Here is a 23,035-nt window from a genome sequence, read left to right as displayed (position 1 = left end):
GGGATTCAAAATGACAAAAGTAGCGGTAATGATTGCCCCAGGTTGTGAAGAAATCGAGGCCCTGACGCCGGTAGATGTTTTTCGCCGGTTGGGGATTGAAACGACGATGGTGGGCCTAGATGATCGCCAAGTGATAGGGGCCCACCAGATTGCCTTAACTTGCGATACTAGCCTAGCCGAAGTAGGCGAGGGGCTCTTGGGGTTCGATTGCGTGGTCTTTCCCGGCGGCTCGGGTGGCGCAAAGGCATTGCGCGATGATGATCGCTTGATGCAATTGATGCAACGGCGCCAACAAGCGGGGGAGTGGAACGCCGCCATGTGCGCCGCCCCAATTGCCTTTGCCCGCTACGGACTCTTGGATGGTCACGACTACACTTGTTTTCCGGGGATTGAGCAAACGACCACGCAGGTCGCTCCCAGCGGTCGTTTCCACGAAGACATTAACGTGGTCGATGAAAAGGGAAAGTTGATCACCAGCCGGGGACCGGCAACGGCCTTGGCCTTTGCCTATTGCATTGCGGACGCCTTAGGGGTGGATGCTGCCGAGGTTCGTCGTCAAATGCTCTACCCTTACCTATTAGAGAACAACCACTAGACAATAAAACGCCCTCGCACCTGGGTTTCGAAGTGGGAACCAACCTGTATGGCAGGGTGTATAGCTAAGCTAGGCAGAAGGTTGCTGTGTTAAGCAGCGTTCTTCGGCCGTACTTAGATACTAGGCCTGCGGTTGGTGACCACGTTATCTGTGTAATAGTGAAAATGAAATAGAGATTGTCAAACTTCTTTCCAAGTAAAAAACCGGTCAACTCGTAAATAATTGCGAATTGATCGGTTTTTATTTGATGGTATATAGAAGGTTGGGTCACACTCCTATTTCTTCCACCACATCATTAGTGGGTGGCGGTCAACCTTTTGATCGGCACGTTGGTTAACGACCGATACTAGGGCGATCATGGTGGCCAACAGGGAGTTTTTCTTGCGGTAGACGGTGTAGCGGGAGTGCCACTCGCTAGCGTACTTATCCTTGTAGCGGCGCAGGCCTTGGAAGCCGTAGAGATGGGTCCCGTATTCGTAGATGAAGTGGGCAGCCCGCTCTTCGGTAAAGGAGTACCGCGATTCACCAACGTTGGCTAGTGGGGCCATCCCAAGGTCGAAGTAGGTGTAGCCCTTTTCCTGACCATACAAGAACATTGAAACAAAGATCATATCCATGATTCCGGACGGGGCGGCGTGGGAGTGACGCATCAAGTCGATCGTCAGGATCTCCTTACCCCCGGTCGGCATCAGAGTGGCAAAGGCCACCAACTTGCCGTCCTTGTCATCGACCAGGGCCACCGGGGCGGTGTTGATGTAGTCGGGATCAAAGAAGCCTAAGGAAAAGCCCTTTTCAACTTGGTCACCCAACCAGTCGTCGGAAACGGCCCGCATTTCTTGCATCAGCTCATCGGAAAAGGGTGGTTCAACGATGGTGAATTGGTAACCTTCCCGCTCAAACTTGTGCATTAAGGCCCGTTGGGAGCGTTGTTTCTTACCGGCCAAGGTAAAGTCGGCAAGTTTGACCAATCCGTCTTCACCGGTCTTTAGGAAGTCAAACCCAAATTCGTGCAGGAGCATAGTTAGTTGGCTATTGACCTCGTAAAAGACCAGTTGGTAACCGTATAAGTTGGCTTCGCGTAGAAATTCTAGGCTCGCCTCACGGACGACGGTTTGGTCTCCGACCGGATTCCCCATCACGATCAACTTATCGTACTTGCGCCGGTACATGAAAAAGAGGCGGTCGTGGCCGTCAACCTGGTAGAAGTAGAGGTTCTTGTCCTTTAAAAAGGCCAGGTGGGAGGTTTCGTTGCCCCCAAATTCTTCAATCAGGGCGTTGACCCGGTCAACCGGTAGCTTTTGTTCGCCAGCGAAGGGGTCGGGCCCCGAGGTGAAGTAGTGGATGATCAAAAGCATGATCGACAGACCGATCAGGATGCCAATAAAGCCCGACAGCCACACCTTTTCGCCGGGGAAGAGCAGGAAACTCGGGATCGAGTGCTTGGCCATGTAGGTGGGGTTGTTAACGAGACCAACGATGACGTATAAGATCACCGCCCCGGCGTAGATAACGGCGTCGAGGGTGAACTTACCTAGCGAGTACTGGAGTTTTTTACGGTATAAGACGTGGCGCATCGCCAGGGTCAAGAAAAATAGGACCGCTAAGAAGATCGCTAAGCTAAGGGTGCCTAGGTACCACAGGGTGTTGGCAATTCCGATTACGAGCAGGGCTAGCGAGGGCCAGTAGGCTTTAGCAACCTTGGCCTGGATCCCGCGGGCACAAGCCAGCAGGGCGATTGCAAAGGCCACCGTCGTTAGCTGATGCAAGAAGAAAAAGGTGAAGGGGTAGACCTGTTGCAAGAGCTTGTTGTTATCGGCCAGGTCGGGAACCGAAGCGGCTAAAAGCATCAAGATCCCCGAGCCGTACATGAAGGTCGTCACCACCCAGTGGGCGACTTGGTGACCGGCCGCTTGCGGGAGGTGGTCCAAGAAGTTATCGAGCTGGAGCCAGAGGTAGTGAACAAAGAAGATCCCGGCCAGGGCCAGTGGAATCAAGTAGTAAAAGACCCGGAACAAGACCAACCAGACGACAGTGGTGGCGTGGGGAACCCCCAGCATGACCAACTCGACCATCATCATTAGGTCAAAGGAACCCAGCGCCCCCGGTAGCATGGAAACGACCCCGAGCAGTTGGGCGACCACGTAAAGCGGGAAAACGGCGACCAGATTAACGTGGACGCCCATCATTGCCCCAACGAAGACGAAGAAGAGGGCGACCCCTAGCCATTCGAGCGTCGAGGAAATGATGATCAATAATTCCAGGCGCCACGACAGGTCGGCAAAGAGGCTCTTGGACTTCCAGCGGGTGAAGAAAAAGACGGCCGGGAAGTATAGTCCACCGCCGACCAGCCAGATGGCGTAACGGTTAAAGTGGCCCCCCTGGTGAAAACCAAACATGAGGACCAAGGCGACCCAACACATCACCGATAGACCGGCCACCAAGAAGATAGCAATTTTGGCAATTGCGTTTAGGATTTCCTTTTTGCTGGCCTGCTGGCCGTAAAAAGTCGCCCGCAGAGACGCCCCGAGCAGGCCACCGAAGCCGGCGACGTTGGTCAGGGTGTTGGTGACCCAGCCGCTCCTGATGATGTGGCCGACGGTAAACTTGCCAGGCAAGAGGTGGGTGATGGCGACGTCATAACCCAGCATCGGGATGACAGAGACAATCCCGGCGATGGTGAGCAGGGCGATCGTTAAGGGCGAAAGCGAGCTCAGCCCGTCGCCGACCCGGTCCCAGTTAACGCCGCGCAGGAACCCGGTCAAAGAAGTAATCACAAACAGGATTACCGAAATGATAAAGATAACCTTTAAGTATCGTGAATAATGTCCCCAAAGGGTCTTGAGTTGACTAATCAGGTGACTCATTTTTTCTCCTCCTATTCGCCATTCATTATACCGGGGAATGGGAAAGGGCGCTCCTGTTTTGAACAAAAAAGCAAAAAATGGTTGACGGTGAATTCACTCTCCCGTATACTATTATTTGTTGTTAAATGGTCCGTTGGTCTAGCTGGTTAGGACGCATCCCTGTCACGGATGAGATCACGAGTTCGAGTCTCGTACGGACCGTATAATTTTTCAAAAACTGGGTCTTCGGATCCGGTTTTTTTACATTCAACAGAAAAAAGGAGCCAAGCCGAGATGGAAAACACGTGGGTCTACCGGGGCCAAGAACCAATTAAGATTAAAACCTTTCTTCATTCGCTAGGGATGGGGCACCGTCTTTTCAACGACATCAAAAACGGGGCTGGCGAGTTCCAAGTCGACCACCGGCGGGTACGGCCAACCACCAAAATTTTGCCGAACCAACCGCTGACCCTGACCGTCCAACCTGAACCGGGTGACGCCACCGTAGCGACTTCCGAAGAGCCACTGACGATTGTCTACGAGGATGACAACTGGTTGGTCGTGAACAAACCAGTGGGGGTAGCCTCGGTTCCCGGCCCCCACGTGGTCAACGGGACGATCCTAAACCGGGTGAAGGGCTACCTAGTGGCCAAGGACGCGCCGGATCTGCGCCCCCACTTAATTACCCGCTTGGACCGCGATACGGCCGGACTACTATTGGTGGCTAAGCACAACGTCGCCTCCAGCATGATCAGCCCCCAAGTTGAGGGGCACACGATGCAAAAAGAGTACCGGGCGATTGTGGCCGGAACCTTTGCTAAGGAGCATGGTATCATTGACACTCCGATCGCTCGCATCAAGGGGCAAATCGAACGTGAGGTTAACCCGGCTGGCCAACCGGCAAAAACCGAATACTGGGCCGAAGAAAGTCGGGGGGATTGGACCTTGGTGCGCTTGCGCTTACACTCCGGGCGGACCCACCAGATTCGGGTGCACATGGCCAGCGTTGGGCACCCACTTTTAGGCGACCACTTGTACGGCGGTGACCTTAGCGTGACCGACCACCAAGCCCTCTACGCCAGCCACCTGGCCTTCACCGATCCGTTTACCCAAACGAACCTGGCCTTTGACGTTGAAATGCCGGTTGCCTTCAAGACCCTGTGGGATGGGTTAAATTAGTAGGGAGTGGGAGATAACTTCCGGTGGACGGTTGGTTCCCGTGTTTGTTATCCAAGGTTTGAAAAGACAGTAAGAGGTTGAGAGAAAACTAGCTTGAAGTGAACCCACAAGATTGGACAACAATCTCGGGGGTTCACTTCAGCCGCTCAAATCAAGTTTGGTTGGACAGTTGATTACTACCCGACCAACGAATTGGTAGCGGTGGTAAACGGAATCGCCGAAGACGAAATCGACGCCGCTTACAAGGACTTGGAAGCTAACTATGACTTGGTTGAAGGTGACAACGACCACGAAAAGTACGTTCACAACGTTCGCTACCAACTCCGTGAATACCTGGGGATCAAGAAGTTCTTGGATGACAATGGCTACGATGCCTTCACCGACAACTTCCAAGACCTGGAAGGCTTAGAACAACTGCCAGGGCTGGCCGTTCAACTGTTGATGATTGATGGTTACGGCTTTGGTCCTGAAGGGGACTTCAAGATGGCCGGCTTAACCCGCTTGCTTAAGATTGCCGCCGACAACAAGCAAACCGCCCTGATGGAAGACTACACGCTGGACCTTCGTCACGGTCACGAAGCCATCATGGGTTCGCACATGCTAGAAGTTGACCCAACCCTGGCCTCCGACAAGCCGCGCGTGGAAGTTCACCCACTGGGGATTGGTGGCAAGGACGACCCGGCGCGCCTGGTCTTCACTGGGGCCGAAGGGAAGGGTTACGACATTACCCTGTCTTACTTCGATGATGGCTACAAGTTCATTGGCTACCCGGTTGACTGCAAGACGCCAGAAGCCGAAATGCCGAAGTTGCCGGTCGCTAAGCAAATGTGGACGCCAGAAATTGGGTTGGCTGAGGGTGCTAAGCAATGGATGAAGTACGGTGGTGGTCACCACACCGTCTTGACCCTAGCCCTAAGCGAAGAACAATTAGAACAATTGGCACGTTTGTTCAAGGTCGACTTTATCAACATCAAGTAGTTATTTACCCCACACTCTTTAGCTAACAATTCCTCTAACCACAAAAAAGGGGCTCCCCAATTCGGAGAGTCCCTTTTAGTGTGGCATTAATTACTTTAACATTTGGCCGATAACGGTTGCCTCAGCGCTCTTTAAAGCGGCAGCCTGGAGCGCGGCTTGGTCAGTGGCGCTCATCGTTGGGTTAGCCTTGAGTTTGGCGGCCACTTCCTCCTGGACTAGGGCAGCGACCTTGGACTTCATCGCTGCTTGAGCGGTGAAGTCCTTCATCAGGGCTTGTAACTTAGCGGCTTGGGTGCTAGAAAGAACCAGCCACTGGTCGTTGATGTTGAAGGTGTAGGTTACTTGGTCGACTTCGTTATCGTCGCCTAAGATGCCAAACATCAGCTTGGAAAAACCATTCTTGTAAACCCAACGCTTGGTGTGCTTAACCACCGTGGCGTTGGTTGACGTGGTGGTCTTCACCGTTGACTTAGTGTTGGCGGCTAGGCGCGTTGTAGTGGTTTTCTTGGCGTTGGGGTCGGTCTTGTAGACGTAGACCTTTTCACTCCCAGATCCTAGCTGCTTGTACACTAAGACGTTGAGGTTCTTGATGGGAGACACCAAGCTAGAAGTGGTGTTGGTCGTTTCTAGTTTCATTCCCATGTGGTGGTTATCGTGTAAAACAAAGGACACGATCGAAAGCACCAAGACGACTAGACTTACAAACGACCAGAGCGTTCGGCCGGGCATTTTTTGCCAAACGGCGGTGAAGAGGTAAAAGGCAATTGTTGATAGTAATACTAAGACGATGATCATTGCTTATTCCCCCTTCTGTTGTTGCAAGGCGATTTCGCGGGCCCGGTTACCGTTCTTCAGGAAGAAGGCGAGGATCAAGGAGATCACGGCAAAGAGGGCGGCCACCAAGAAGGCGGCGTGGAAACCGGCCAGAGTAGCGTTGATGTAGTGGTCCTTGTAGGAAAGGGGCGCCTTTTCTAGTAGGGCGTGGGTTGGTTTTTGCATGTTGGTGACGTTGGTCAAGACGGTCGTCATAATGGCGGTCCCAATGGAACTCATCGTCTGGCGGAAGGTGTTGTTAACAGCCGTCCCGTGCGCCATTTCCGTGATTGGCAAGACGTTCATCCCCGAGGTCGTTACCGGCATGAAGACCATTGAGACCCCAAATAACCGAATGGCGTAGAAGACCACGATTGAAATAACGGGGGTGTTTTTAGTCAGGGTTAAAAACGGCACCGTTCCGATGATCAAGAGGGTCAACCCGGTGATCGAAAGGAACCGGGCCCCGTAACGGTCGAATAAGCGCCCAGTTACTGGAGACATTAACCCCAGCATCAAAGCCCCCGGCAACAGCATTAACCCGGAGTGGAAGGCCGATTCACCACGGATATTTTGGATGTATAACGGCAATAGCATTTCCACCCCGACCATGGCCAAGTTAACGGCACTGGATAAAACGGCCGCCAGGGTAAATTCACCGTACTTGAAGACGGTTAGGTCCAAGAAGGGGTCGTCCAAGTGGAGTTGCCGGTGGGCAAAAAGGACGATAAAGATGATCCCGATCACGATGCAAGACAGGACTAAGGCGTCACCCCAGCCGCGGTTGGATGCTTCTGAAACCCCGTACAAGAGGCCCCCGAACCCAACCGTAGAAGTGATGATTGACCAAAGATCCATTGGTTGTTGGTGCACCTTTAGCACTGGCTTCATGTAAACCAGGGCTAGGGCAATCACGATCACGATGGCTGGAATCATGATCCCGAAGAGGTCCCGCCAGGACCAATTGTCGACGATCAAACCGGACATGGTTGGACCAACGGCAGGGGCTAACCCCATGGCGACCCCCACCACCCCCATGGCGGCGCCCCGCTTTTCCGGCGGGAAGATCGATAACATGACGGTCTGGTTTAGCGGCATCGAAACCCCTACCCCGATTGATTGGATCACCCGGCCAGTTAAGAGGAGGCCGAAGTTCGGGGCGGTAAAGGCGATGATCGTTCCGATTAAGAACGTCGCCATCGCCGAAATGTACATCACCCGGGAGTTCAGCTTGTTGATTAACCAAGCCGAGATCGGGATCATGATCCCGGTCACCAGCATGAAACTAGTCGTCAACCACTGAACGGTCGAAGTGGAAATGTCAAAGGAACGCATGATGGCGGGGTAAGCGGTCGCCAAGAAGGTCCCGGTCAACATCGTAAAGAAGGAACCAACGGTCAGCACGGCAACCAGAATCGCCCGGTTGTATGGCTTGCCGTTGATGTCCATTGGTCGTTGATTGGACTGCAAGATAAAGCCTTCTTTCTTACTTTTTGTAAAATCTAAACAGGAATTAATATATTACTCTTGGAGATCTTTGTCAAATTATTTGACAAAGATTACGCAAAATTAGATAATAACCCTGTTTTATTTCGTAAATTAAGAGGAGGGATAGGCGTGTCGCTAGCATCGATCTACCGGAAACGATTTATCAAGGCGAACCTGCGGCTAAGTATGCGAGAACTAGCCGAAGCCGCGGAAGTCTCACCCAGTCAGCTCCGCTATTGGGAGCGCAAGGGCTACATCCACTCGGAGCAAACCCAAGAAAATTCCAGCCATAAATACCAGTTAGCAACCCTCTTTCAGGTAATGGGGATTAAGTACTACTTAGATGAGGGTTACACCCTACCAGTGGCGGTTGCAAAAGAAGACGAACGGCGCAGTCAAATGAAGGACTTTCAGCGCTTTATTATTGACCGGGTCTTTGAAATAGAGGCGACCAAGGAGGGAACCCGCATTGATTTAGGGCCCTTAGCAGACGACCCCAAGAAGTCGGTGGAGGCGATCGTCAAAGAAGATGACCACGTGGAGTTACGCCTGTTTGATACTAAATAATTGGTGACTCTTCTATGCCGAACCCGCTAAAAAGTGCTAGGCTATATTTATATAGTAGAAACAGGTTGTCTTGGTTGTGAAAGGAAGGCAAAAAATGCCAGAACAATACCAATTTAATCAGTTAAATGACGAAGCACAGACCGTGGCGGTAATGGAATTTGCTCCTTTTTACGTAGCACACTTCAAGCACGATGATTTGGAGATCATTGCGGCCCTGGCCGATGACCGCTTGGTGGCTGAAATTAATCACGTTTTAGGTGAGAACCGGCAGGGGACGATTGAACACGACACCGCCGTTAGCCTCCGGATGACGGTAGCGGCTTACCGGGGGGTCTTAGCGGCCCTCGACATGACCTATGATCAACGGGGGCATACCACTACTACTTGGCAACAGTGGTACGCCGATAAGCACGCCGGCCTAATTAAAGAAAACTAATTTGTGCTTAGGGGACTAAAACCGAACTATCTTTAAAGATTTAAACGGGGTTGAGGGAAATTCGCTTTCTCTTGGCCCCGTTTTAGTTACTCAGGTGATCCAACTATGATTCACCCCCCGCATGTGGTAAACTATTCATAGTTTATTACGGACGAAAAAATAACGAAAAACTGAATAAAACGTCAGGGCGGCAACAACTGGAGAAGCCCTCCTTTTGGTGTATCCAGAAGTTCCGATCGTTATCGCAACTAAAGATAAAGGAAAGGTACTTATGCGTAAGTTACAAATTAAGAATAATGAAGTGGCCTTCTTTGCTGTCGGGGGCCTAGGGGAAATTGGGAAGAACATGTACTGTGTTCAGTTCCAAGATGAAATTGTGATCATTGACTGTGGGGTACTCTTCCCGGAAGACGAACTACTCGGGGTCAATTACGTCATTCAAAATTACGATTACCTAGTTGAAAATAAGGAAAAGATTAAAGGGATTTTCATTACCCACGGTCACGAAGACCACATTGGAGGCTTGCCCTTCTTCTTGCAAAAGGTTAACGTGCCGATCTATGCCGGTCCGTTTGCCACCTCGTTGATTAAGGGGAAGTTAGACGAAAAGCACCTCTTGCGGAGCACGGAACTGCACGAGATTGATGAATTCTCCGAGGTTCACTTTAAGAAGCTGTGGGTTTCCTTCTTCCGGACTACCCACTCGATTCCGGATACGGTGGGGGTAGCGGTTCACACCCCGCAAGGGACGATCATTCAAACCGGGGACTTCAAGTTTGATTTAACCCCGGTTGGCAACTTGCCGGCGCCCAACTTCCAACAAATGGCCAAGCTGGGTGAAGAAGGGGTGCTCTTGTTGACCTCGGACTCCACCAACGCCGAACGGCCGGAGTTCACTAAGTCCGAACGCTGGGTTGACATCCATATTCGGCGGGTCTTCGAACGAATTAAGGGGCGGATCATCTTTGCCTCCTTTGCCTCCAACGTTTACCGGTTGCGGGAAGCCTCTGACGCCGCCATGCGCCAGGGCCGCAAGATCGCCATTTTTGGTCGGTCAATGGAAAACGCCATTGCGGCGGGTCAGGCACTGGGTTACCTAAAGATCCCGGAAGACTCCTTGATCGACCCCAACGAGTTAAACTCCTACCCACCGGAAAAGGTCATGATCATGTGTACTGGTTCGCAGGGGGAACCGATGGCCGCCCTGTCACGGATCGCTAACGGGACCCACCGTCAGATCACGATCCAACCTGAAGATACGGTGGTCTTCTCCTCCAACCCAATTCCGGGGAACACGACTTCGGTCAACGCCCTGATTAACAAGTTGGAAGAAAGCGGCGCTACCGTTATCCATGGTTACGTTAACAACATCCACACGTCCGGGCACGGGGGCCAAATTGACGAAGAACTAATGCTGCGCTTGATGAAGCCGAAGTTCTTCGCCCCGGTCCACGGTGAATACCGGATGCAAAAGATCCACACTAAGCTGGCCCAATTGACCGGGGTGCCAAAGGAAAACACCTTCATCCTGGAAAACGGGGACGTTCTGGCCTTGACCAAGGACACCTGTCGCTTAGCCGACCACATCGAATCGATGGGGGACGTTTACATTGACGGACGCGACGTCAGCGATTCAGTTGGTGATCCGGAAATTCGCGAACGGCGGATGCTCTCCGAAGAAGGGGTTGTAACGGCGGTGGCCGTGGTCGACTTAAAGGACTACCAGATCGTGGCGGGGCCAGATATTGTTTCCCGGGGCTTTGTTTACATGCACGAATCCCAGGAACTGATCAAGGCGGCCAATCACGAAGTCTTCTGGGCGATCCTAAACACCTTCAAGAACCACAAGCGGGTTGATCGCCGGGCCATTAACCGGATGATCGTCTTACGTTTGCAACGGCTCTTGTACGACCGGACCGGCCGGCGCCCAGTCATTATTCCGATGGTGACGATCCTAAACGCCGATGCTCAGGAACGGGCACCAAAGAAAAACCAAGCCGAAGATGGTAAGGAAGGATCCGGGGCAACCCGGCGTAACAACCGTAAGTGTCGTCCGAACGCCAAGAAAACGGCTGCGAAGGAAACGGCTACGGTCACCGAATAGTTAAATCAGGTTTCGTAAGCAATTAGGGTTCCGGTAGGTTCGGTTAACGAACTTGGCAGGGCCCTTTTTGATTGTGCGAACATTAAAATTTTGCTTTTCCCTTTTGCTTGACCCGGGACTTTGTTACCATCATAGTTATAGGAAATGAAAGTTTGATTGGAGGTAATAAGATGTCAGGAAGAGATTACCTGCACATCTGGTATGAGACCCAATTGGTCGCCGCACTCTTTTTCCTGCTCGTTATTAGTGGGTGGGAAATGTACGTTGGCATCCATCAGGGCTACCTGATGATTTTTTTAGGCGTAATTACGGCAATTGGGCTAATCGTTGCCTCCCTGCCGGCGGTCCCTACATGGCTAGCGGCCACCAACCGTTGGCTACAAGCCATCTTTCAGCCCCTGGCCTTGCTCATGGTCTGGGGAACGGTGACCCGCCAAATTATCGTTCGGCTCCAGCTTCCGGCCCGGGGCGTCGTCGTTTTGGCCCTAATCTACTATCTGATCATGTTCGCCCCCCTTGCTAGCGAAATTGGGGGTGCCTTTAAGTGGGGGCTTTCCCGGCTTTGCTACAGCTTTTACTGGTTCTTGTTGATTATTTTAGGAATGACAATTTCCCTACCGGTGAAGTTCGCTGGGCCGCCGATCATGCAAACCATCGTTAGCTCTCACGTGGTGGGGGCGTTGGCCTTTTTAATCACCGCTACTACCCTCATGCGGGCCTGGGAGCTGGCTTGGCCTGGCCTCCTGCCTAAATTTGGTTGGGGCTGGAGCTGGCTGACCTTCGCCTTCCTGGTGGCCGTGGACCTGGTCGTGACCGGAGTTAACATAGGTGGGGTTAGCCTAACGACCCTGCGCCAGGGCCTAACTAGTAGCAGTAACTTTTTGGTGGCCCTGTGTGCCGGAATTGGGGAAGAAACCCTTTGCCGCTTTGTTATCTTGGCGGTCCTTTTGGTGGCCTTAAAAAACACCCGCTGGCCCCTTGGTGGCCCCTTGGCCGTTTCGGCGCTACTGTTTGGGTTCGCCCACCTCTTGAACGCGGCTGGTCAACCCTTAGCAGATACCGTCCTGCAGATCACGGGGGCCGTGGGATTTGGCCTTTTTTACCTGGTGGTCTTTTTGTACACCGGCCAGCTTTGGTTAACGATTTTGATGCACTTTTTATTTGATTGGCTAGCCTTTGCGGCTGATGGAACTGGGGGGGTTACCCCCTTAACTGGAACGCCAACCACCTCTAGCTGGGTGTTGACGTTAGTGGAACTGGTCTTCTTCATCCTTCTAACGGTGTGGATGATGCACGGTAAGCGGCGGACGGTGCTAGAACGGCACGCCCAACGCTTGATGGGGAGTGACCAAAGCTTTGGCTACCGCCTTGATTTTCGCTTCTAATTAAAAACCTCCACCCTGACTAAGTTGATGGTCGGGGTGGAGGTTTGTTTATATGGCGGGGTGGGTCATTTTAACGTGTGGGGTTTGGGCGAGAATAAACGGCGCCCCTTCGCTTTGGAAGCCCCACTGGTGGTAGAAACGTTCTACCTGTTCTTGGGCGTGGATATGGATGGGATTTCCCGGGAAATATTTCCGGATGCAGTCCATTACGCCATCCATTAATTCCCGGCCCAGTCCTTGGCCGCGATGGCTGGCCGCGGTGACGACCCGCCCAAAGGAAACGCCGCCGTCCGCAGGGTACACCCGGGCGTATGCGACGATTGCGTCTCCGTCCTTGATGAAAATATGGCGAGCGATGAGGTCGACGTCGTCGGGGTCTTGGACGACCCGGGACTGGGCCACGATGAAGACGGCCGCCCGGAGCCGGTAAATTTGAAAGAGTTCAGTGGTGGTTAATTGCGAAAATGTCTTATCAAACAGCATCGAAGGTCCCCCTAAAAAGATGATTGACTAAGTATAGCACGGATCAGGGCTGCGACAATGGGATGAATTTCTAGGGTTAGAAAATAAAATTAGGGAAGGCTAAAAAATCTGATTTACAATCGGTGCTAATAGTGCAATACTAATTTATGAACACAATTAGGGGGACGATCCGGGTTGCCGGCCCCCGAAAGAGAGGAGAAATTTCATGTTTGAAATTAAGCCAAAAACGTTCCATAAGATTCTCGTCGGGGTCGATGACGCACCCGATGCCCGGGCAGCTTTTGCCTACGCCGTGGGGAAGGCCAAGCGTGACGGTAGTGAATTAGGGATTGTATCCATTCACGAAACCAACACGGTTAATGTCTTCCAAGCCCTCGACAAGGATTACGTTCACACCAGCCGCCAGGACCTCGAAAAACGGATCGATGAATACGTTCAGGCCGCCATTGATTACGGGATTGACCCCAAAAAGATCACGGCGATCGTAGACGAGGGGGACCGTCCCGCTGAACGGATTTGTAACCACGTCATTCCAGAGTTCCAACCGGACTTGCTGATTGTAGGCTCGATTAGTAAGCCGGGAAATCGCAAGGTGGTGGGCTCCCAAGCTTCTTACATGACTAAGCACGCCGGAACCTCAGTTTTTGTGATTCGCACGGAAGAGATCCGGGATTATCAATAGCATCCCGCCCGAGACGGACAACGCCAATTAAGGTGTGTCCGTTTTTTAGAACTATTCTAAATTTTAAACTATAAATTTGATAAACCACTTGCTTTTATATTCAGTTATATTATAATGGTTCTAAAGTAAAAGAAGAAGGGGTGGCGTAATGGCGAAGAAAAAAACATCGTTAGCGCGGCGGATTAACATTTTGCGGGCTAGCGTGATGGGCGCCAACGATGGCATTATTTCGGTGGCGGGGATCGTCATTGGGGTGGCAGCGGCCACTAGCAATAGTTATGCAATTTTAATTGCCGGTTTATCGGGGGCCCTGGCCGGGACGATCTCAATGGCAATGGGGGAATACGTTTCGGTTTCTACCCAAAAGGACTCGCAACGAATGGCCCTGATTGAAGAAAAGGAACGCCTAGACGAAGACTACCAAAGCGAGTATGACTTCGTGAAGCAAAAGTACCTGGATCAGGGGATTGACCCCGCGCTAGCCACCCAGGCGACCAACGAGTTGATGGCTAAAGATGCGTTAGGGACGGTTGTCCTGGAACGCCATGGCTTTAACCCCCATGAATTCACCAGCCCTTATGCGGCGGCGATCGCTTCTATGATCTCGTTTCCGCTTGGATCGATCCTGCCAATGGTGGCGGTGATGATTACTCCGGCGGCCACCCGGATTTGGGCCACCGTGGTTGCCGTTTTGATCGCCCTATGCATCACCGGGTACGCGGCAGCGGTGTTGGGGGACGCTGAACGCGGAAAGTCGGTGGTTCGTAACGTAGTGGCCGGCCTATTAACGATGGCGGTAACCTTCGTCATTGGGCAGCTCTTTGCCCGTTAAGCTAAAGGGGGATTAAAATGCAAAAAGTTAAGGTTAAAAACCTCCATAAGCAAACGATGGAAGAGCGCCTGAATACCTTGCGGGCCGGTGTCTTAGGCTCTAACGACGGAATTTTGACCGTAGTCGGGGTCTTGGTATCCGTGGCTGCGGCCACCACCGATCAATTCACGATCTTAATTGCGGGATTATCGGACCTTTTGGCCTGTGCCTTTTCAATGGCCTCCGGTGAGTACGCCTCCGTCTCCACCCAAAAGGATACCGAACGGGCCGCCGTTGCCAAAGAAGAAGGCCTGTTGAAAACGGACTGGGACGGGGAAGTGAGCGCCGTGCGGGCCTACTACCAAGAAAAGGGGCTCAGTGAAAAAACGGCCCAGTCAATCGCTGAGGATTTGATGGCCAAGGCGCCCTTGAAAACAATTGTGCGAGGTCAACCACCACTGACTAAAGTCAGTGGCTTGTGAGCAAGCACCCTTCTGATGAGTGTTTGAATCACAATTTGCATAGATACACCACTGCGAACAGTTCTACGAACCGTTTCGTCTTACACGGCAATTACCAATGCCTTTAGCGTCCCCAGGTTGCCATAGGGACGAGCCAAATTAGGCTAATTTAATAATTCCTTTAGTTAGAATATTCTGCGCAGCGTTATGGTCACGAACGTGGTGAGCATGGCACTTTGGGCATGTCCATTCTCGGTCTGCAAGTGTGAGTTTTTCGGTCCCTGCTGTGCCCATCACAAAACCACATTCATGGCAAGCCTGCGTAGTATTCTTAGGATTCACCGTAAGGAATTGGCGATGGTAGAGTTCTGCTTTATAAGCCAACATTCCTAAGAAAGTCCGCCAACCTACGTCCGCAATACTCATCGCTAAAGCATGATTCTTCAGCATATTTTTACTCCGCAATTCCTCTGCGGCTACGAAATCGTGGTTCTTGATTAGTGTAGTCGAGACATTGTGGAGAAAGTCACGTCGACGTTCAAAGACTTGGGCGTGTAATTTAGCCACCAACAAGCGTTGCTTTTGGTAGTTCTTACTAGTCCGTAATGGTCGATGTTCTTGTTTGGCCCGACGAGCCCGTCGCGATAAGATGCGCTGTGCTTTGGCTAAGCGACCCTTAATTATGCGGTAATAGCGTGGATTAGCCACAGTATCGCCATTACTAGTAGTTAAGAAGTTTTCAGTATTAAGATCAATCCCAATCTGCTTGCCTGTATTTTGCGGCCAATTGACAAAGGGAGTATCCGACGCTAACTGCATTGAGAGAAAGAAACGACCGCTAGCGTCCTTTACGATGGTTACCGTTCCAATACGGGTTTCAGCACTGCGAGCTAAGACTCGTTGATGGGAACCTTTAACACGGAGCCGACCTAATTTAGGCACTATAACATGCTTACTATCTTCAAAATGTACAGTTCCGTTAGTTAAGTATGCTGCCTTCTGTTTCAAATACTGGCAGTTAGTTTGATAACGCCAAACGTAACTTTTCCGGTGAAACTTAGGCACACCTGCGGTATGAACTTTGCGAAAAGCATTCCAAGCTTTATGGTAGTTTTGAATGGCATTGGCTTTAGTCAAGCTATCGATCCTTTTATCTTCTAAGAACTGGAAATGATTAGACATTTGTTTAGCGCTTTGGCGAAGCTCCAGTTGCTCAATCCGGTTCTGAATGGTATCAATCGGGAGTTTAACCTGTTTTAGCCGCCAAAGTTCCTTGTTAATAGCGACCATTTCGTTATAGATGAATCGACTAGCATCACTATTGATCTTGATAATTTTCTTTTGCCTGTCGCTTGGATAAATCCGCACCTTGAGTCCGTAATGATATTTCATCTGCGCCATTGACTTCATTTATTTTCACCTCCTTCACTGATATAGTGTTATTATACCACATGTCAATGACAATAATAATTAAGGAGCGTGGCAATCATGTCGAAGGACAAAATCGAAGATGCCATTTATACACGGCGTTATATTTATAACTTTCACTACCATTTGATTTGGGTAACCAAGTATCGTAATCCAACTTTTACTAGTGAAGTGTTAGTGAATGAAATGAAAGAAATCCTTACAACGGTTGCGGCAGATAACGAAATCGTGATTGAGCACATGGAAGTAATGCCTGACCACGTCCATGTGTTGATTAGTTTTCCACCTAGTAAAGCACCAACTAGCGCTATCAAAGCCCTCAAAGGACGCAGTGCCTTCATTTTCCTCAAGCGACACCCGGAAATCCGCCAGTCGCAGTATTGGGGTGGCCACCTCTGGTCCCCTAGCTATTACATGAGTACTTTAGGGAATATGAGCAAGGAGGTCGTTGAGCAATATATCAATAATCAAAAGTACAATGAAATAAAAAAACGCCCTAAAGGACGTAAGTAGAAGCCTATCCATCCCATGACTAAAGTCACGGGATTTCCGGCCAATATTTATTAAATATGATATTGAACTTGGCCACTACCTCAACCCGTGGGACGCCGCCTTTGCCTCGCTATTTGCGGCTGCTCTAGGGGGGATCTTACCTCTAATGGCGATGATTTTGGCCCCGGCGGGCTTGAAGTGGTACGCGACAATCTTAGCAGTGATCTTATCGTCTGCTTTGACCGGTTACATTTTCTCGAAGTTGGGGGATGGGTTGGTTAAGGTCGCCGTAATTAGAAACATCGTGATTGGTTTAATCACGATCACCATTCACTACGGCGTTGGACGGTTATTTTAAAGAGAGTGGCAATTAGCTGCAGGTCGGATGACTAGGCCCATAGTTGTTGGCCACGCTTTCTCTCTAACATTCTGATATACAGTAAGAGGCAGGGAGAAATCCGTTTTTCTCCCTGCCTCACTTTTATAATTTTAAACGTTATACGAAGCGCATATTATTCGCAAATGCTTTGACGGTCCGGTGGGGTGTCGAAGAGCTCCTCGTCTTGACCCCGTAAGCACTCGGCTTGAATGGTGACGTGGCAAATGCCGTACTTGGTTTCGAGGATTTGTTCGGCCTGGTGGTAGACTTCTTCAACCTGGCTCAAGAGCATGTCTTGGCAATTCAAGTGGGCAGAAAAGATGATCCGGTGTTCATCGATCGACCAGGCGTGGACGTGGTGGACGTTGACGACCCCGTCAATTCCGAGCAGGTCCTGTTTGATTTGGTCGTAGTCGAGGCGGGGGGCCGATTGCATTAGAATGCTCAAAGTCTGGCGAATGATGGGGATGGCTTCATAGCCAATGTAAAGGGCAACGGCGATCGTTAAAACCGGGTCCAACCAGGGGAGGTTGACGAAGGTTAGAACTAGCCCGCCGAGGATCACGGCGACCGAAGATAGGGCATCAGATAAGACGTGTAAGTAGGTAGCTCTGACGTTTAGGCTGTGGTGACTCCCTCCTTGTAAGAGGCCGGCCGAGATCAGGTTGGCCAGTAAACCGACAATGGCAACGGTGAGCATGATTGGTCCGTTAACGTGTTCGGGATGGTGGAGGTGTTTAATGGCCTCAATGATTAAAAAGACGGACACCACGATTAAAAAGAGGGCGTTTAGCATGGCGGCTAGAATTTCCGCCCGCCGGTAACCATAGGTGCGCCGGTGGTTTTCCGGTCGTCCGGCAATTGATTGGGCAAAGTAGCCCAGCACAATTGAAAGTGAGTCACCAAGGTTATGAAAGGCGTCGGAAAGTAGGGCGAGGCTCCCGGATAAGAGCCCCCCGATGATTTCAACAATGGTAATGGCGACGTTTAAGATGGTGACGGCTAGAAAACGGCCGCCACTCACCCGGTTGTTATGCATTGGTCTCCCCCCTTGGTACAGGAAAAATTAATTCTTTAAAAACAAAAGTTTAGGTTATCCAAATCGTTAAATTAATGATATGCTATAATCATTCTGGATTCAACCGGGACAAAGTGATCCGAACAAAAAGAAAGAAGGTTTGAGGCGATACAATGACGCCAATGAAAGAAGATTATTTGAAAATTATCTTTGAGCTAGGAGGGGGCCGCAAAAAGGTTTCCAATAAGGAAATTTCCCTGGGGCTAGGAATCGCCGCCGGGTCCGTGACCGAAATGATCACCAAGTTGGCCGATGAAGGACTCGTAGAGCATGAACCTTACGCTGGCATCGCTCTAACCGAAAAAGGGGGACGCTACGCAGCTGAATTGGTTCGTAAGCACCGCCTGTGGGAAACCTTCTTAGTTGATAAGCTTCACTATAACATGACTGACGTCCACCCCGAGGCCGAGATCTTGGAGCACAAGACCAGCGACCACTTGGCAACCGCCTTGGATGATTTCTTGGGGCACCCGGCCTACTGCCCGCATGGGGGCGTGATCCCTAGTGCCAACGGCCGCTTCACCAATATTAGCCACCGCTTACTGGCGGAGGGGGAAGATGGCGAAGAGGTAATCATTGAGCGCTTCTTGGATAATCACGACCTTTTGACCTACCTTAGTGAGATTGGCTTACGGTTGCGCGATCACATTAAGATTGTTAAGCACGAACCCTTTGAGGGGCCGGTCGTGGTTGAGCGACTAACGGATGGTCAAACGCTCAACATCTCTTACAAGGCGGCGCACAACGTATTTATTGCGCCGAAAGATAAATAAGTAGCTTTATAGTGGGGCGCATGCTATACTTATAAATGTAGTTTGACTCGGGTACGAAGTGGTAAATTGTTTCATTGAAGGAATCTCCCAGTTTGCTCAGGTAGAATTACCAAGTTTGATACATTTGTTTTAACAGGAGGATTCATCCATGGAACAAGGAACTATTAAGTGGTTTAATGACGAAAAGGGTTACGGGTTTATTTCCCGCGAAGCTGGTGACGACGTGTTCGTTCACTTCTCCGCCATCCAAGGCGACGGCTTCAAGACTTTAGAAGAAGGTCAATCGGTAACGTTCGACGTTGAAAACGGCGACCGTGGGCTCCAAGCAGCCAACGTTTCTAAGTCGTAATCATTTTTAAAAAGCGGGTGGTGACTTATGTCGCCGCCCGTTTTTTGTTTGCTTGGAAAGCCGGGGAATCCCTCGTTGGCTTGATTGATGATAAGTTTTTGTCCGAAAAGGCTTGTCAATCATGACGGCGCCCTTGCATAATGTTGCTATCGAATAAGGGGGTGGCTAGCCATGACACAAGAAGAAACCGACCTGGCAATCAGTACCTGCCTACTGGCGGGGCAGATCCTAATTGAAAACGGGTCAAACATGGAGCGGGTTAATGACACGATGTACCGAATCGCGGCCAACGCCGGTCTGCAGTCGTTTCAAGCCTTTACTACGGTGACCGGGGTCGTTGCCTCATCGAATCACCGCTCCAACGCCCAGGTAGTTGACGTCCGGATCCGCCGCAACGACTTAACTAGGATTGCCCAGGTCAACGCCATTTCGCGGGATTTTGCCGACCGTAAGATTGACTTGCGGGCGGCCTACCAGCGCCTAAGCCTCGTCGATCAAATTTCCACTAAGCAGCCGGCCTTGTTACAGTGCTTAGCAGCAGCGGTGATGAGTTGTGTCTTGATGGTTGTCTTTACGGGCGATACCAAGGATACGCTGGTGGCCTTTTTGGTCGGCGGCTTTTCCTACTGGGTCTACCTGTGGTTGGTTAGTACCTTCAAGGTTCGTTACCTGGGGGAATTTTGCACGGCCTTAGTGATTGGGGCCCTAGCCAGCACGGCGGTCCACCTTGGCTTTGCCCACCGGGTGGACGACATCATCATTGGTGCCATCATGTCTCTGGTACCCGGGGTGCCAATTACCAATGCGGCGCGCGATATTGTGTCTGGTAACGTAATTTCTGGGATCGCCCGGGCACTGGAAGCCGTTCTGACGGCGGCTTCCATTGGGTGTGCAATTGTCCTTGTCTTGCGGTACTTATAGGGGGTGGCCATGATTGAACGACTCTTGCTCCACTTTGTTTTTGCCTTTGTGGCTACGATTTGCTTTGCCATTTTACTTAACGTCCCCCGGCGCGCTTACTTAGCTGGGGGCGTAATCGGGGGGGCGACCTGGGTGATTTACGTGGTAATGTACTTTCACCTGCACGTTGGCTTAGCCCTTTCAAACTTGAGCGCCGCGATTTTAATCGGGATTCTCGCGATGATGGCGGCCAAGGTTCAGCACCAGCCAATGATTTTGTATAACGTTCCGGCCCTGGTCCCCTTTGTGCCCGGTGGCCAGGCGTACAAGGTGGTGCGTTACTTTGTTTTGGGCGATTACGGGCTGTCCTTATCCTACCTTTATCAGGTGGTCGTGATTGCCGGGGCGATTACCCTGGGCTTTGGGCTCGGTGACCTAATCAACACCGCTTTGTACGGTCGCCACCGCAAAGAGGCCCGGCCCTTTAGCCAACTCAAGGGCTGGAAAAAACGTGATTGAGATTCGACAACGTGGTATACTCAGCACATACTTTGCAAATGGAGATTTATTAAAATGCTAATTGAACGAGATCGCAAGCGTCCCATGCGCTTGATCGTGACAACCGTCATTTTTTTGGTGGTGGCTGCGATGATTTACAAGAATTCGATGCTGATCACAACGGTAGACACGGTCTGCCAGGCCCTCTTTACCTCTAGCAAGACGACCGGTTTTGTCCACACCCTAATGGTGTTGACCGCCTTTTTGGCTAGCCCGAAAATGGATATCCTCTGGGGCTTAATTATTGCCTTTTTCCTCTGGGGCTTTAAGGGTAAAATTCCCGCGGTCTGGGCCCTCTTGACCCTATTTGGGGGTGACGTTTTAGGGACCATCGTCAAACACGTTATTAAGCGAGACCGCCCGGCCCAACACCCGGTGTCTGACACCGGCTACTCCTTCCCGAGTGGTCACGTTTTGGGCTTCTTCTTGATTGCGGCGATCATTAGCCTGGTCGTGGTACCGTTGATTCGGAGTGGGGCCACCCGGGTAATTATTCAACTGGTGTTGATCTTTGCGGTGGTCCTCGTGGCAATCTCACGGGTATACTTGCAGGCCCACTACCCATCTGACACCTTTGGCGCCATGCTGTTGGCTTACGCCTGGCTACAATTTTCCGAAGGGGTGTACGTTTGGTACGCCCCACGGCTGCGGCGGTGGAAGATGACCCATAACTCTTGGTATTAAACATGCGAAAAAACAACAAGAGGCTGTGAGAAAAGCGCATTTCTCACAGCCTCTTACTGTATTCACGAATGTTAGATAGAAAATGTGGGGAATAACCACAGGCCTAGTGACTAAGCAGGCCGCAGAATGGTGTGTGCCGCATCAAACGTTCGGCCAATTTTACGTACGACCCACAGCGGATGTTATTTCTCACCCACCCCTTGTTTAATTTTCCGCCGTTATAGGGAGAGTGTTTGGGTGAGCCACTCATCGGCAAGGGTGACCCAGTGGTGAACGTGGGGTTTGTGAGGTTCTACCGTGGGTCCAACCAGATCGGTTGCCACGTCCATGGCGTGGGGACCGCCGTCAAAGAGGTGGATTTCCTGGGAAATGTTTTCCCGTTGCAGGGCTTGGACGTAATTAAGGGAGTTTTGCACCGTAATCAAGGGGTCGGTAACCGTAGCCCAAGTGAAGGTGGGGCGGTTTGCTTGGTTGACGTGGTGACTAGCGTTATATTTGGCCGGGTCGTCGGTCCACTTGGTAAGGGTGGCTTCGTCTGGAAAGCCCAGGTCGAGGTCAATAACCGGGTAGCCGAGGACGGCGGCGTCGAAGTGACGCTCGGCCTCTGTTAAACCACTCTCTTCCCCTAACCATGTTGATTGCCAGTAGTCGTTGTAGAGTGCCACTACTTGACCCCCGGCGGAAAAACCCATTACGGCAACCTTGCCGTTCAGGTGCCAAGAATCTTCGTGATGGTGAACCAAGCTCACAGCCTGGGCCAAATCAAGGAGCGGGGCGGGGTAGAGGGGCGTGGCCTCGCCGACAAAGCTGTAGCGCAGGATGAAGACCTGGTAGCCTAAGGCAGCAAAGGTCAGGGCCGTTTTTTCCGATTCTTCTTCTGGGATGTGGGTCATTGACCCGCCCGGGACAAAGATCAGGGCCGGGAATGCTTGAACGGGGGCCTTGGGGGTGGGGGTCTGCAGGTAAGCGGTCAGGCTCGCTTGGGTTGTTTGCTTGCCGTTGGTCAGTGAAAGTGTTTTAATTTCCATAACAAACTTCCTTTCTGTAATCATAAATCTATGGGGTAATTATAGTGCAAGCAGATCCACAAAAACAGTTAGACATCCGCTTGGTGACCGAAGCGGACATGGGCTTTGTTAACCAATGTTTTTCCGACCCCCAGCTAGTCAAAGAGGTGGGTCTTACCCTAAGTGATAATCCAAGTGCCCGCCAATGGGCCTTTGCCATGTGGCGCCAGTCGGGTGACTTCTGGGTAATTACCCTAGGTGATAGTCGGGTTGGCTTAGCGACTAGTTTCGTGATTGAAAAAGGGGTTCGTGAAGTGGGCTACTTGATCTTGAGACCCTGGCAGGGCCAAGGGCTGATGACTAGGGCGCTGCAAATATTAATTTCTAACTTACGGGCCGGGGGGCAAACGAAACGGGTTGAGGCGCAAACTCGGGGCGATAATTACGCTTCGGCAACGGTCTTGGCTAGAAATGGATTTATAAGGACGGCTGAAAATGAGGCGGTCGTTAACTGGTGCTTAGAACTTTCTTAGAAAAGGGGTTGCCATCCCCCAATCCCCGT

General features: G+C 51.3%; 22 protein-coding genes, 1 tRNA gene and 3 pseudogenes. 19 read left to right on the top strand and 7 right to left on the bottom strand.

What is annotated here, in order from left to right:
- Nucleotides 1-10: 10 nt before the first annotated feature.
- Nucleotides 11-595, top strand: coding sequence for a DJ-1 family glyoxalase III (locus FG166_RS08375; RefSeq protein WP_003681474.1), 585 nt, complete (start codon nucleotides 11-13; stop codon nucleotides 593-595).
- Nucleotides 596-870: 275 nt separating this feature from the next.
- On the opposite strand, the gene mprF is transcribed toward FG166_RS08375, so the two are convergent.
- Complete coding sequence (gene mprF, locus FG166_RS08370) at nucleotides 871-3,459, bottom strand: bifunctional lysylphosphatidylglycerol flippase/synthetase MprF (protein WP_003681476.1); 2,589 nt, start codon at nucleotides 3,457-3,459, stop codon at nucleotides 871-873.
- A 127-nt stretch (nucleotides 3,460-3,586) separates the two neighbouring features.
- Here mprF and FG166_RS08365 point away from each other — a divergent pair.
- From FG166_RS08365 to FG166_RS08355, 3 genes and pseudogenes are all read left to right on the top strand, one after another.
- Nucleotides 3,587-3,660, top strand: a tRNA-Asp gene (locus FG166_RS08365).
- Nucleotides 3,661-3,732: 72 nt separating this feature from the next.
- Nucleotides 3,733-4,617 carry an RluA family pseudouridine synthase gene (locus FG166_RS08360; RefSeq protein WP_003681478.1) on the top strand — a complete coding sequence of 295 codons (885 nt, stop codon included), beginning with the start codon at nucleotides 3,733-3,735 and terminating at the stop codon, nucleotides 4,615-4,617.
- A gap of 144 nt (nucleotides 4,618-4,761) precedes the next feature.
- Nucleotides 4,762-5,595: pseudogene (locus FG166_RS08355) on the top strand (L-arabinose isomerase family protein); the annotation flags it as partial.
- A gap of 90 nt (nucleotides 5,596-5,685) precedes the next feature.
- Here FG166_RS08355 and FG166_RS08350 read toward each other — a convergent pair.
- Complete coding sequence (locus FG166_RS08350) at nucleotides 5,686-6,390, bottom strand: DUF4811 domain-containing protein (RefSeq protein ID WP_003681481.1); 705 nt, start codon at nucleotides 6,388-6,390, stop codon at nucleotides 5,686-5,688.
- A gap of 3 nt (nucleotides 6,391-6,393) precedes the next feature.
- Entirely contained in the window at nucleotides 6,394-7,857 is a 1,464-nt protein-coding gene (locus FG166_RS08345; RefSeq protein ID WP_003681482.1) for an MDR family MFS transporter, read from the bottom strand.
- 168 nt (nucleotides 7,858-8,025) lie between these two features.
- Here FG166_RS08345 and FG166_RS08340 point away from each other — a divergent pair, with 168 nt between their 5' ends.
- From FG166_RS08340 to FG166_RS08325, 4 genes are all read left to right on the top strand, one after another.
- The gene (locus FG166_RS08340; protein WP_004562919.1) at nucleotides 8,026-8,463 is read left to right on the top strand and encodes a MerR family transcriptional regulator; all 438 of its coding nucleotides are present in this window, start codon (nucleotides 8,026-8,028) and stop codon (nucleotides 8,461-8,463) included.
- Nucleotides 8,464-8,557: 94 nt separating this feature from the next.
- Nucleotides 8,558-8,899, top strand: a complete 342-nt coding sequence (locus FG166_RS08335; protein WP_003681484.1) for a hypothetical protein — start codon at nucleotides 8,558-8,560, stop codon at nucleotides 8,897-8,899.
- 271 nt (nucleotides 8,900-9,170) lie between these two features.
- The gene (rnjA, locus tag FG166_RS08330; RefSeq protein ID WP_004562921.1) at nucleotides 9,171-11,003 is read left to right on the top strand and encodes a ribonuclease J1; all 1,833 of its coding nucleotides are present in this window, start codon (nucleotides 9,171-9,173) and stop codon (nucleotides 11,001-11,003) included.
- Between the two features lie 170 nt (nucleotides 11,004-11,173).
- The gene (locus tag FG166_RS08325) at nucleotides 11,174-12,388 is read left to right on the top strand and encodes a CPBP family intramembrane glutamic endopeptidase (RefSeq protein WP_035430711.1); all 1,215 of its coding nucleotides are present in this window, start codon (nucleotides 11,174-11,176) and stop codon (nucleotides 12,386-12,388) included.
- 48 nt (nucleotides 12,389-12,436) lie between these two features.
- On the opposite strand, the gene FG166_RS08320 is transcribed toward FG166_RS08325, so the two are convergent.
- Nucleotides 12,437-12,871: a GNAT family N-acetyltransferase gene (locus FG166_RS08320; protein ID WP_003681491.1), complete on the bottom strand. Its 435-nt coding sequence runs from the start codon at nucleotides 12,869-12,871 to the stop codon at nucleotides 12,437-12,439.
- A gap of 205 nt (nucleotides 12,872-13,076) precedes the next feature.
- On the opposite strand from FG166_RS08320, the gene FG166_RS08315 reads away from it, so the two are divergent.
- The 3 genes and pseudogenes from FG166_RS08315 to FG166_RS08305 form a co-directional block, all read left to right on the top strand.
- Entirely contained in the window at nucleotides 13,077-13,553 is a 477-nt protein-coding gene (locus tag FG166_RS08315) for a universal stress protein (protein ID WP_003681496.1), read from the top strand.
- 148 nt (nucleotides 13,554-13,701) lie between these two features.
- Entirely contained in the window at nucleotides 13,702-14,385 is a 684-nt protein-coding gene (locus FG166_RS08310) for a VIT1/CCC1 transporter family protein (protein WP_003681498.1), read from the top strand.
- A 17-nt stretch (nucleotides 14,386-14,402) separates the two neighbouring features.
- A pseudogene (locus FG166_RS08305) lies at nucleotides 14,403-14,810 on the top strand (VIT1/CCC1 transporter family protein); the annotation flags it as partial.
- A gap of 174 nt (nucleotides 14,811-14,984) precedes the next feature.
- Here FG166_RS08305 and FG166_RS08300 read toward each other — a convergent pair.
- Nucleotides 14,985-16,235 carry an RNA-guided endonuclease InsQ/TnpB family protein gene (locus FG166_RS08300; protein ID WP_003684310.1) on the bottom strand — a complete coding sequence of 417 codons (1,251 nt, stop codon included), beginning with the start codon at nucleotides 16,233-16,235 and terminating at the stop codon, nucleotides 14,985-14,987.
- Nucleotides 16,236-16,313: 78 nt separating this feature from the next.
- Here FG166_RS08300 and tnpA point away from each other — a divergent pair, with 78 nt between their 5' ends.
- Nucleotides 16,314-16,766 (top strand): IS200/IS605 family transposase, encoded by a 453-nt coding sequence (gene tnpA / locus FG166_RS08295; RefSeq protein ID WP_003684311.1) that lies wholly within the window; start codon nucleotides 16,314-16,316, stop codon nucleotides 16,764-16,766.
- Between the two features lie 49 nt (nucleotides 16,767-16,815).
- A pseudogene (locus tag FG166_RS08290) lies at nucleotides 16,816-17,103 on the top strand (VIT1/CCC1 transporter family protein); the annotation flags it as partial.
- A 154-nt stretch (nucleotides 17,104-17,257) separates the two neighbouring features.
- On the opposite strand, the gene FG166_RS08285 reads toward FG166_RS08290, so the two are convergent.
- Nucleotides 17,258-18,163, bottom strand: a complete 906-nt coding sequence (locus tag FG166_RS08285) for a cation diffusion facilitator family transporter (protein ID WP_003681504.1) — start codon at nucleotides 18,161-18,163, stop codon at nucleotides 17,258-17,260.
- A 152-nt stretch (nucleotides 18,164-18,315) separates the two neighbouring features.
- On the opposite strand from FG166_RS08285, the gene FG166_RS08280 reads away from it, so the two are divergent.
- From FG166_RS08280 to FG166_RS08260, 5 genes are all read left to right on the top strand, one after another.
- Nucleotides 18,316-18,975, top strand: coding sequence for a metal-dependent transcriptional regulator (locus FG166_RS08280; RefSeq protein WP_035430714.1), 660 nt, complete (start codon nucleotides 18,316-18,318; stop codon nucleotides 18,973-18,975).
- Nucleotides 18,976-19,123: 148 nt separating this feature from the next.
- On the top strand, nucleotides 19,124-19,324 hold the full coding sequence (locus tag FG166_RS08275) for a cold-shock protein (protein WP_003681509.1): 201 nt from the start codon (nucleotides 19,124-19,126) through the stop codon (nucleotides 19,322-19,324).
- A gap of 171 nt (nucleotides 19,325-19,495) precedes the next feature.
- Nucleotides 19,496-20,245 carry a threonine/serine exporter family protein gene (locus tag FG166_RS08270; RefSeq protein WP_003681510.1) on the top strand — a complete coding sequence of 250 codons (750 nt, stop codon included), beginning with the start codon at nucleotides 19,496-19,498 and terminating at the stop codon, nucleotides 20,243-20,245.
- A gap of 9 nt (nucleotides 20,246-20,254) precedes the next feature.
- Nucleotides 20,255-20,743 (top strand): threonine/serine exporter family protein, encoded by a 489-nt coding sequence (locus tag FG166_RS08265; protein WP_003681512.1) that lies wholly within the window; start codon nucleotides 20,255-20,257, stop codon nucleotides 20,741-20,743.
- A 54-nt stretch (nucleotides 20,744-20,797) separates the two neighbouring features.
- On the top strand, nucleotides 20,798-21,466 hold the full coding sequence (locus tag FG166_RS08260; protein ID WP_003681514.1) for a phosphatase PAP2 family protein: 669 nt from the start codon (nucleotides 20,798-20,800) through the stop codon (nucleotides 21,464-21,466).
- A 218-nt stretch (nucleotides 21,467-21,684) separates the two neighbouring features.
- Here the strand turns inward: FG166_RS08260 and FG166_RS08255 are convergent, their stop codons facing one another.
- Nucleotides 21,685-22,494 (bottom strand): lp_1002 family arylesterase, encoded by an 810-nt coding sequence (locus tag FG166_RS08255; RefSeq protein WP_012391608.1) that lies wholly within the window; start codon nucleotides 22,492-22,494, stop codon nucleotides 21,685-21,687.
- 44 nt (nucleotides 22,495-22,538) lie between these two features.
- Here FG166_RS08255 and FG166_RS08250 point away from each other — a divergent pair, with 44 nt between their 5' ends.
- Nucleotides 22,539-23,006 (top strand): GNAT family N-acetyltransferase, encoded by a 468-nt coding sequence (locus FG166_RS08250; RefSeq protein ID WP_003681519.1) that lies wholly within the window; start codon nucleotides 22,539-22,541, stop codon nucleotides 23,004-23,006.
- Nucleotides 23,007-23,035 lie beyond the last annotated feature (29 nt).

Origin of the sequence: Limosilactobacillus fermentum (genome assembly GCF_013394085.1) — a bacterium.
In the GTDB taxonomy this organism is placed as follows: domain Bacteria; phylum Bacillota; class Bacilli; order Lactobacillales; family Lactobacillaceae; genus Limosilactobacillus; species Limosilactobacillus fermentum.
The sequence above is the reverse complement of the archived record's forward strand: the minus strand, read 5'-3'. Positions and strand labels throughout refer to the sequence as shown.

Bases quoted from the DNA above. Each gene is read 5' to 3' on its own strand.
- FG166_RS08310 (WP_003681498.1), top strand. From the start codon at position 13,702: ATGGCGAAGAAAAAAACATCGTTAGCGCGGCGGATTAACATTTTGCGG.
- FG166_RS08375 (WP_003681474.1), top strand. From the start codon at position 11: ATGACAAAAGTAGCGGTAATGATTGCCCCAGGTTGTGAAGAAATCGAG.
- tnpA (WP_003684311.1), top strand. From the start codon at position 16,314: ATGTCGAAGGACAAAATCGAAGATGCCATTTATACACGGCGTTATATT.
- FG166_RS08270 (WP_003681510.1), top strand. From the start codon at position 19,496: ATGACACAAGAAGAAACCGACCTGGCAATCAGTACCTGCCTACTGGCG.
- FG166_RS08320 (WP_003681491.1), bottom strand. From the start codon at position 12,871: ATGCTGTTTGATAAGACATTTTCGCAATTAACCACCACTGAACTCTTT.
- FG166_RS08325 (WP_035430711.1), top strand. From the start codon at position 11,174: ATGTCAGGAAGAGATTACCTGCACATCTGGTATGAGACCCAATTGGTC.
- FG166_RS08350 (WP_003681481.1), bottom strand. From the start codon at position 6,390: ATGATCATCGTCTTAGTATTACTATCAACAATTGCCTTTTACCTCTTC.
- rnjA (WP_004562921.1), top strand. From the start codon at position 9,171: ATGCGTAAGTTACAAATTAAGAATAATGAAGTGGCCTTCTTTGCTGTC.
- FG166_RS08275 (WP_003681509.1), top strand. From the start codon at position 19,124: ATGGAACAAGGAACTATTAAGTGGTTTAATGACGAAAAGGGTTACGGG.
- FG166_RS08315 (WP_003681496.1), top strand. From the start codon at position 13,077: ATGTTTGAAATTAAGCCAAAAACGTTCCATAAGATTCTCGTCGGGGTC.
- FG166_RS08285 (WP_003681504.1), bottom strand. From the start codon at position 18,163: ATGCATAACAACCGGGTGAGTGGCGGCCGTTTTCTAGCCGTCACCATC.
- FG166_RS08300 (WP_003684310.1), bottom strand. From the start codon at position 16,235: ATGAAGTCAATGGCGCAGATGAAATATCATTACGGACTCAAGGTGCGG.
- FG166_RS08260 (WP_003681514.1), top strand. From the start codon at position 20,798: ATGCTAATTGAACGAGATCGCAAGCGTCCCATGCGCTTGATCGTGACA.
- mprF (WP_003681476.1), bottom strand. From the start codon at position 3,459: ATGAGTCACCTGATTAGTCAACTCAAGACCCTTTGGGGACATTATTCA.
- FG166_RS08360 (WP_003681478.1), top strand. From the start codon at position 3,733: ATGGAAAACACGTGGGTCTACCGGGGCCAAGAACCAATTAAGATTAAA.
- FG166_RS08335 (WP_003681484.1), top strand. From the start codon at position 8,558: ATGCCAGAACAATACCAATTTAATCAGTTAAATGACGAAGCACAGACC.
- FG166_RS08255 (WP_012391608.1), bottom strand. From the start codon at position 22,494: ATGGAAATTAAAACACTTTCACTGACCAACGGCAAGCAAACAACCCAA.
- FG166_RS08280 (WP_035430714.1), top strand. From the start codon at position 18,316: ATGACGCCAATGAAAGAAGATTATTTGAAAATTATCTTTGAGCTAGGA.
- FG166_RS08265 (WP_003681512.1), top strand. From the start codon at position 20,255: ATGATTGAACGACTCTTGCTCCACTTTGTTTTTGCCTTTGTGGCTACG.
- FG166_RS08345 (WP_003681482.1), bottom strand. From the start codon at position 7,857: ATGGACATCAACGGCAAGCCATACAACCGGGCGATTCTGGTTGCCGTG.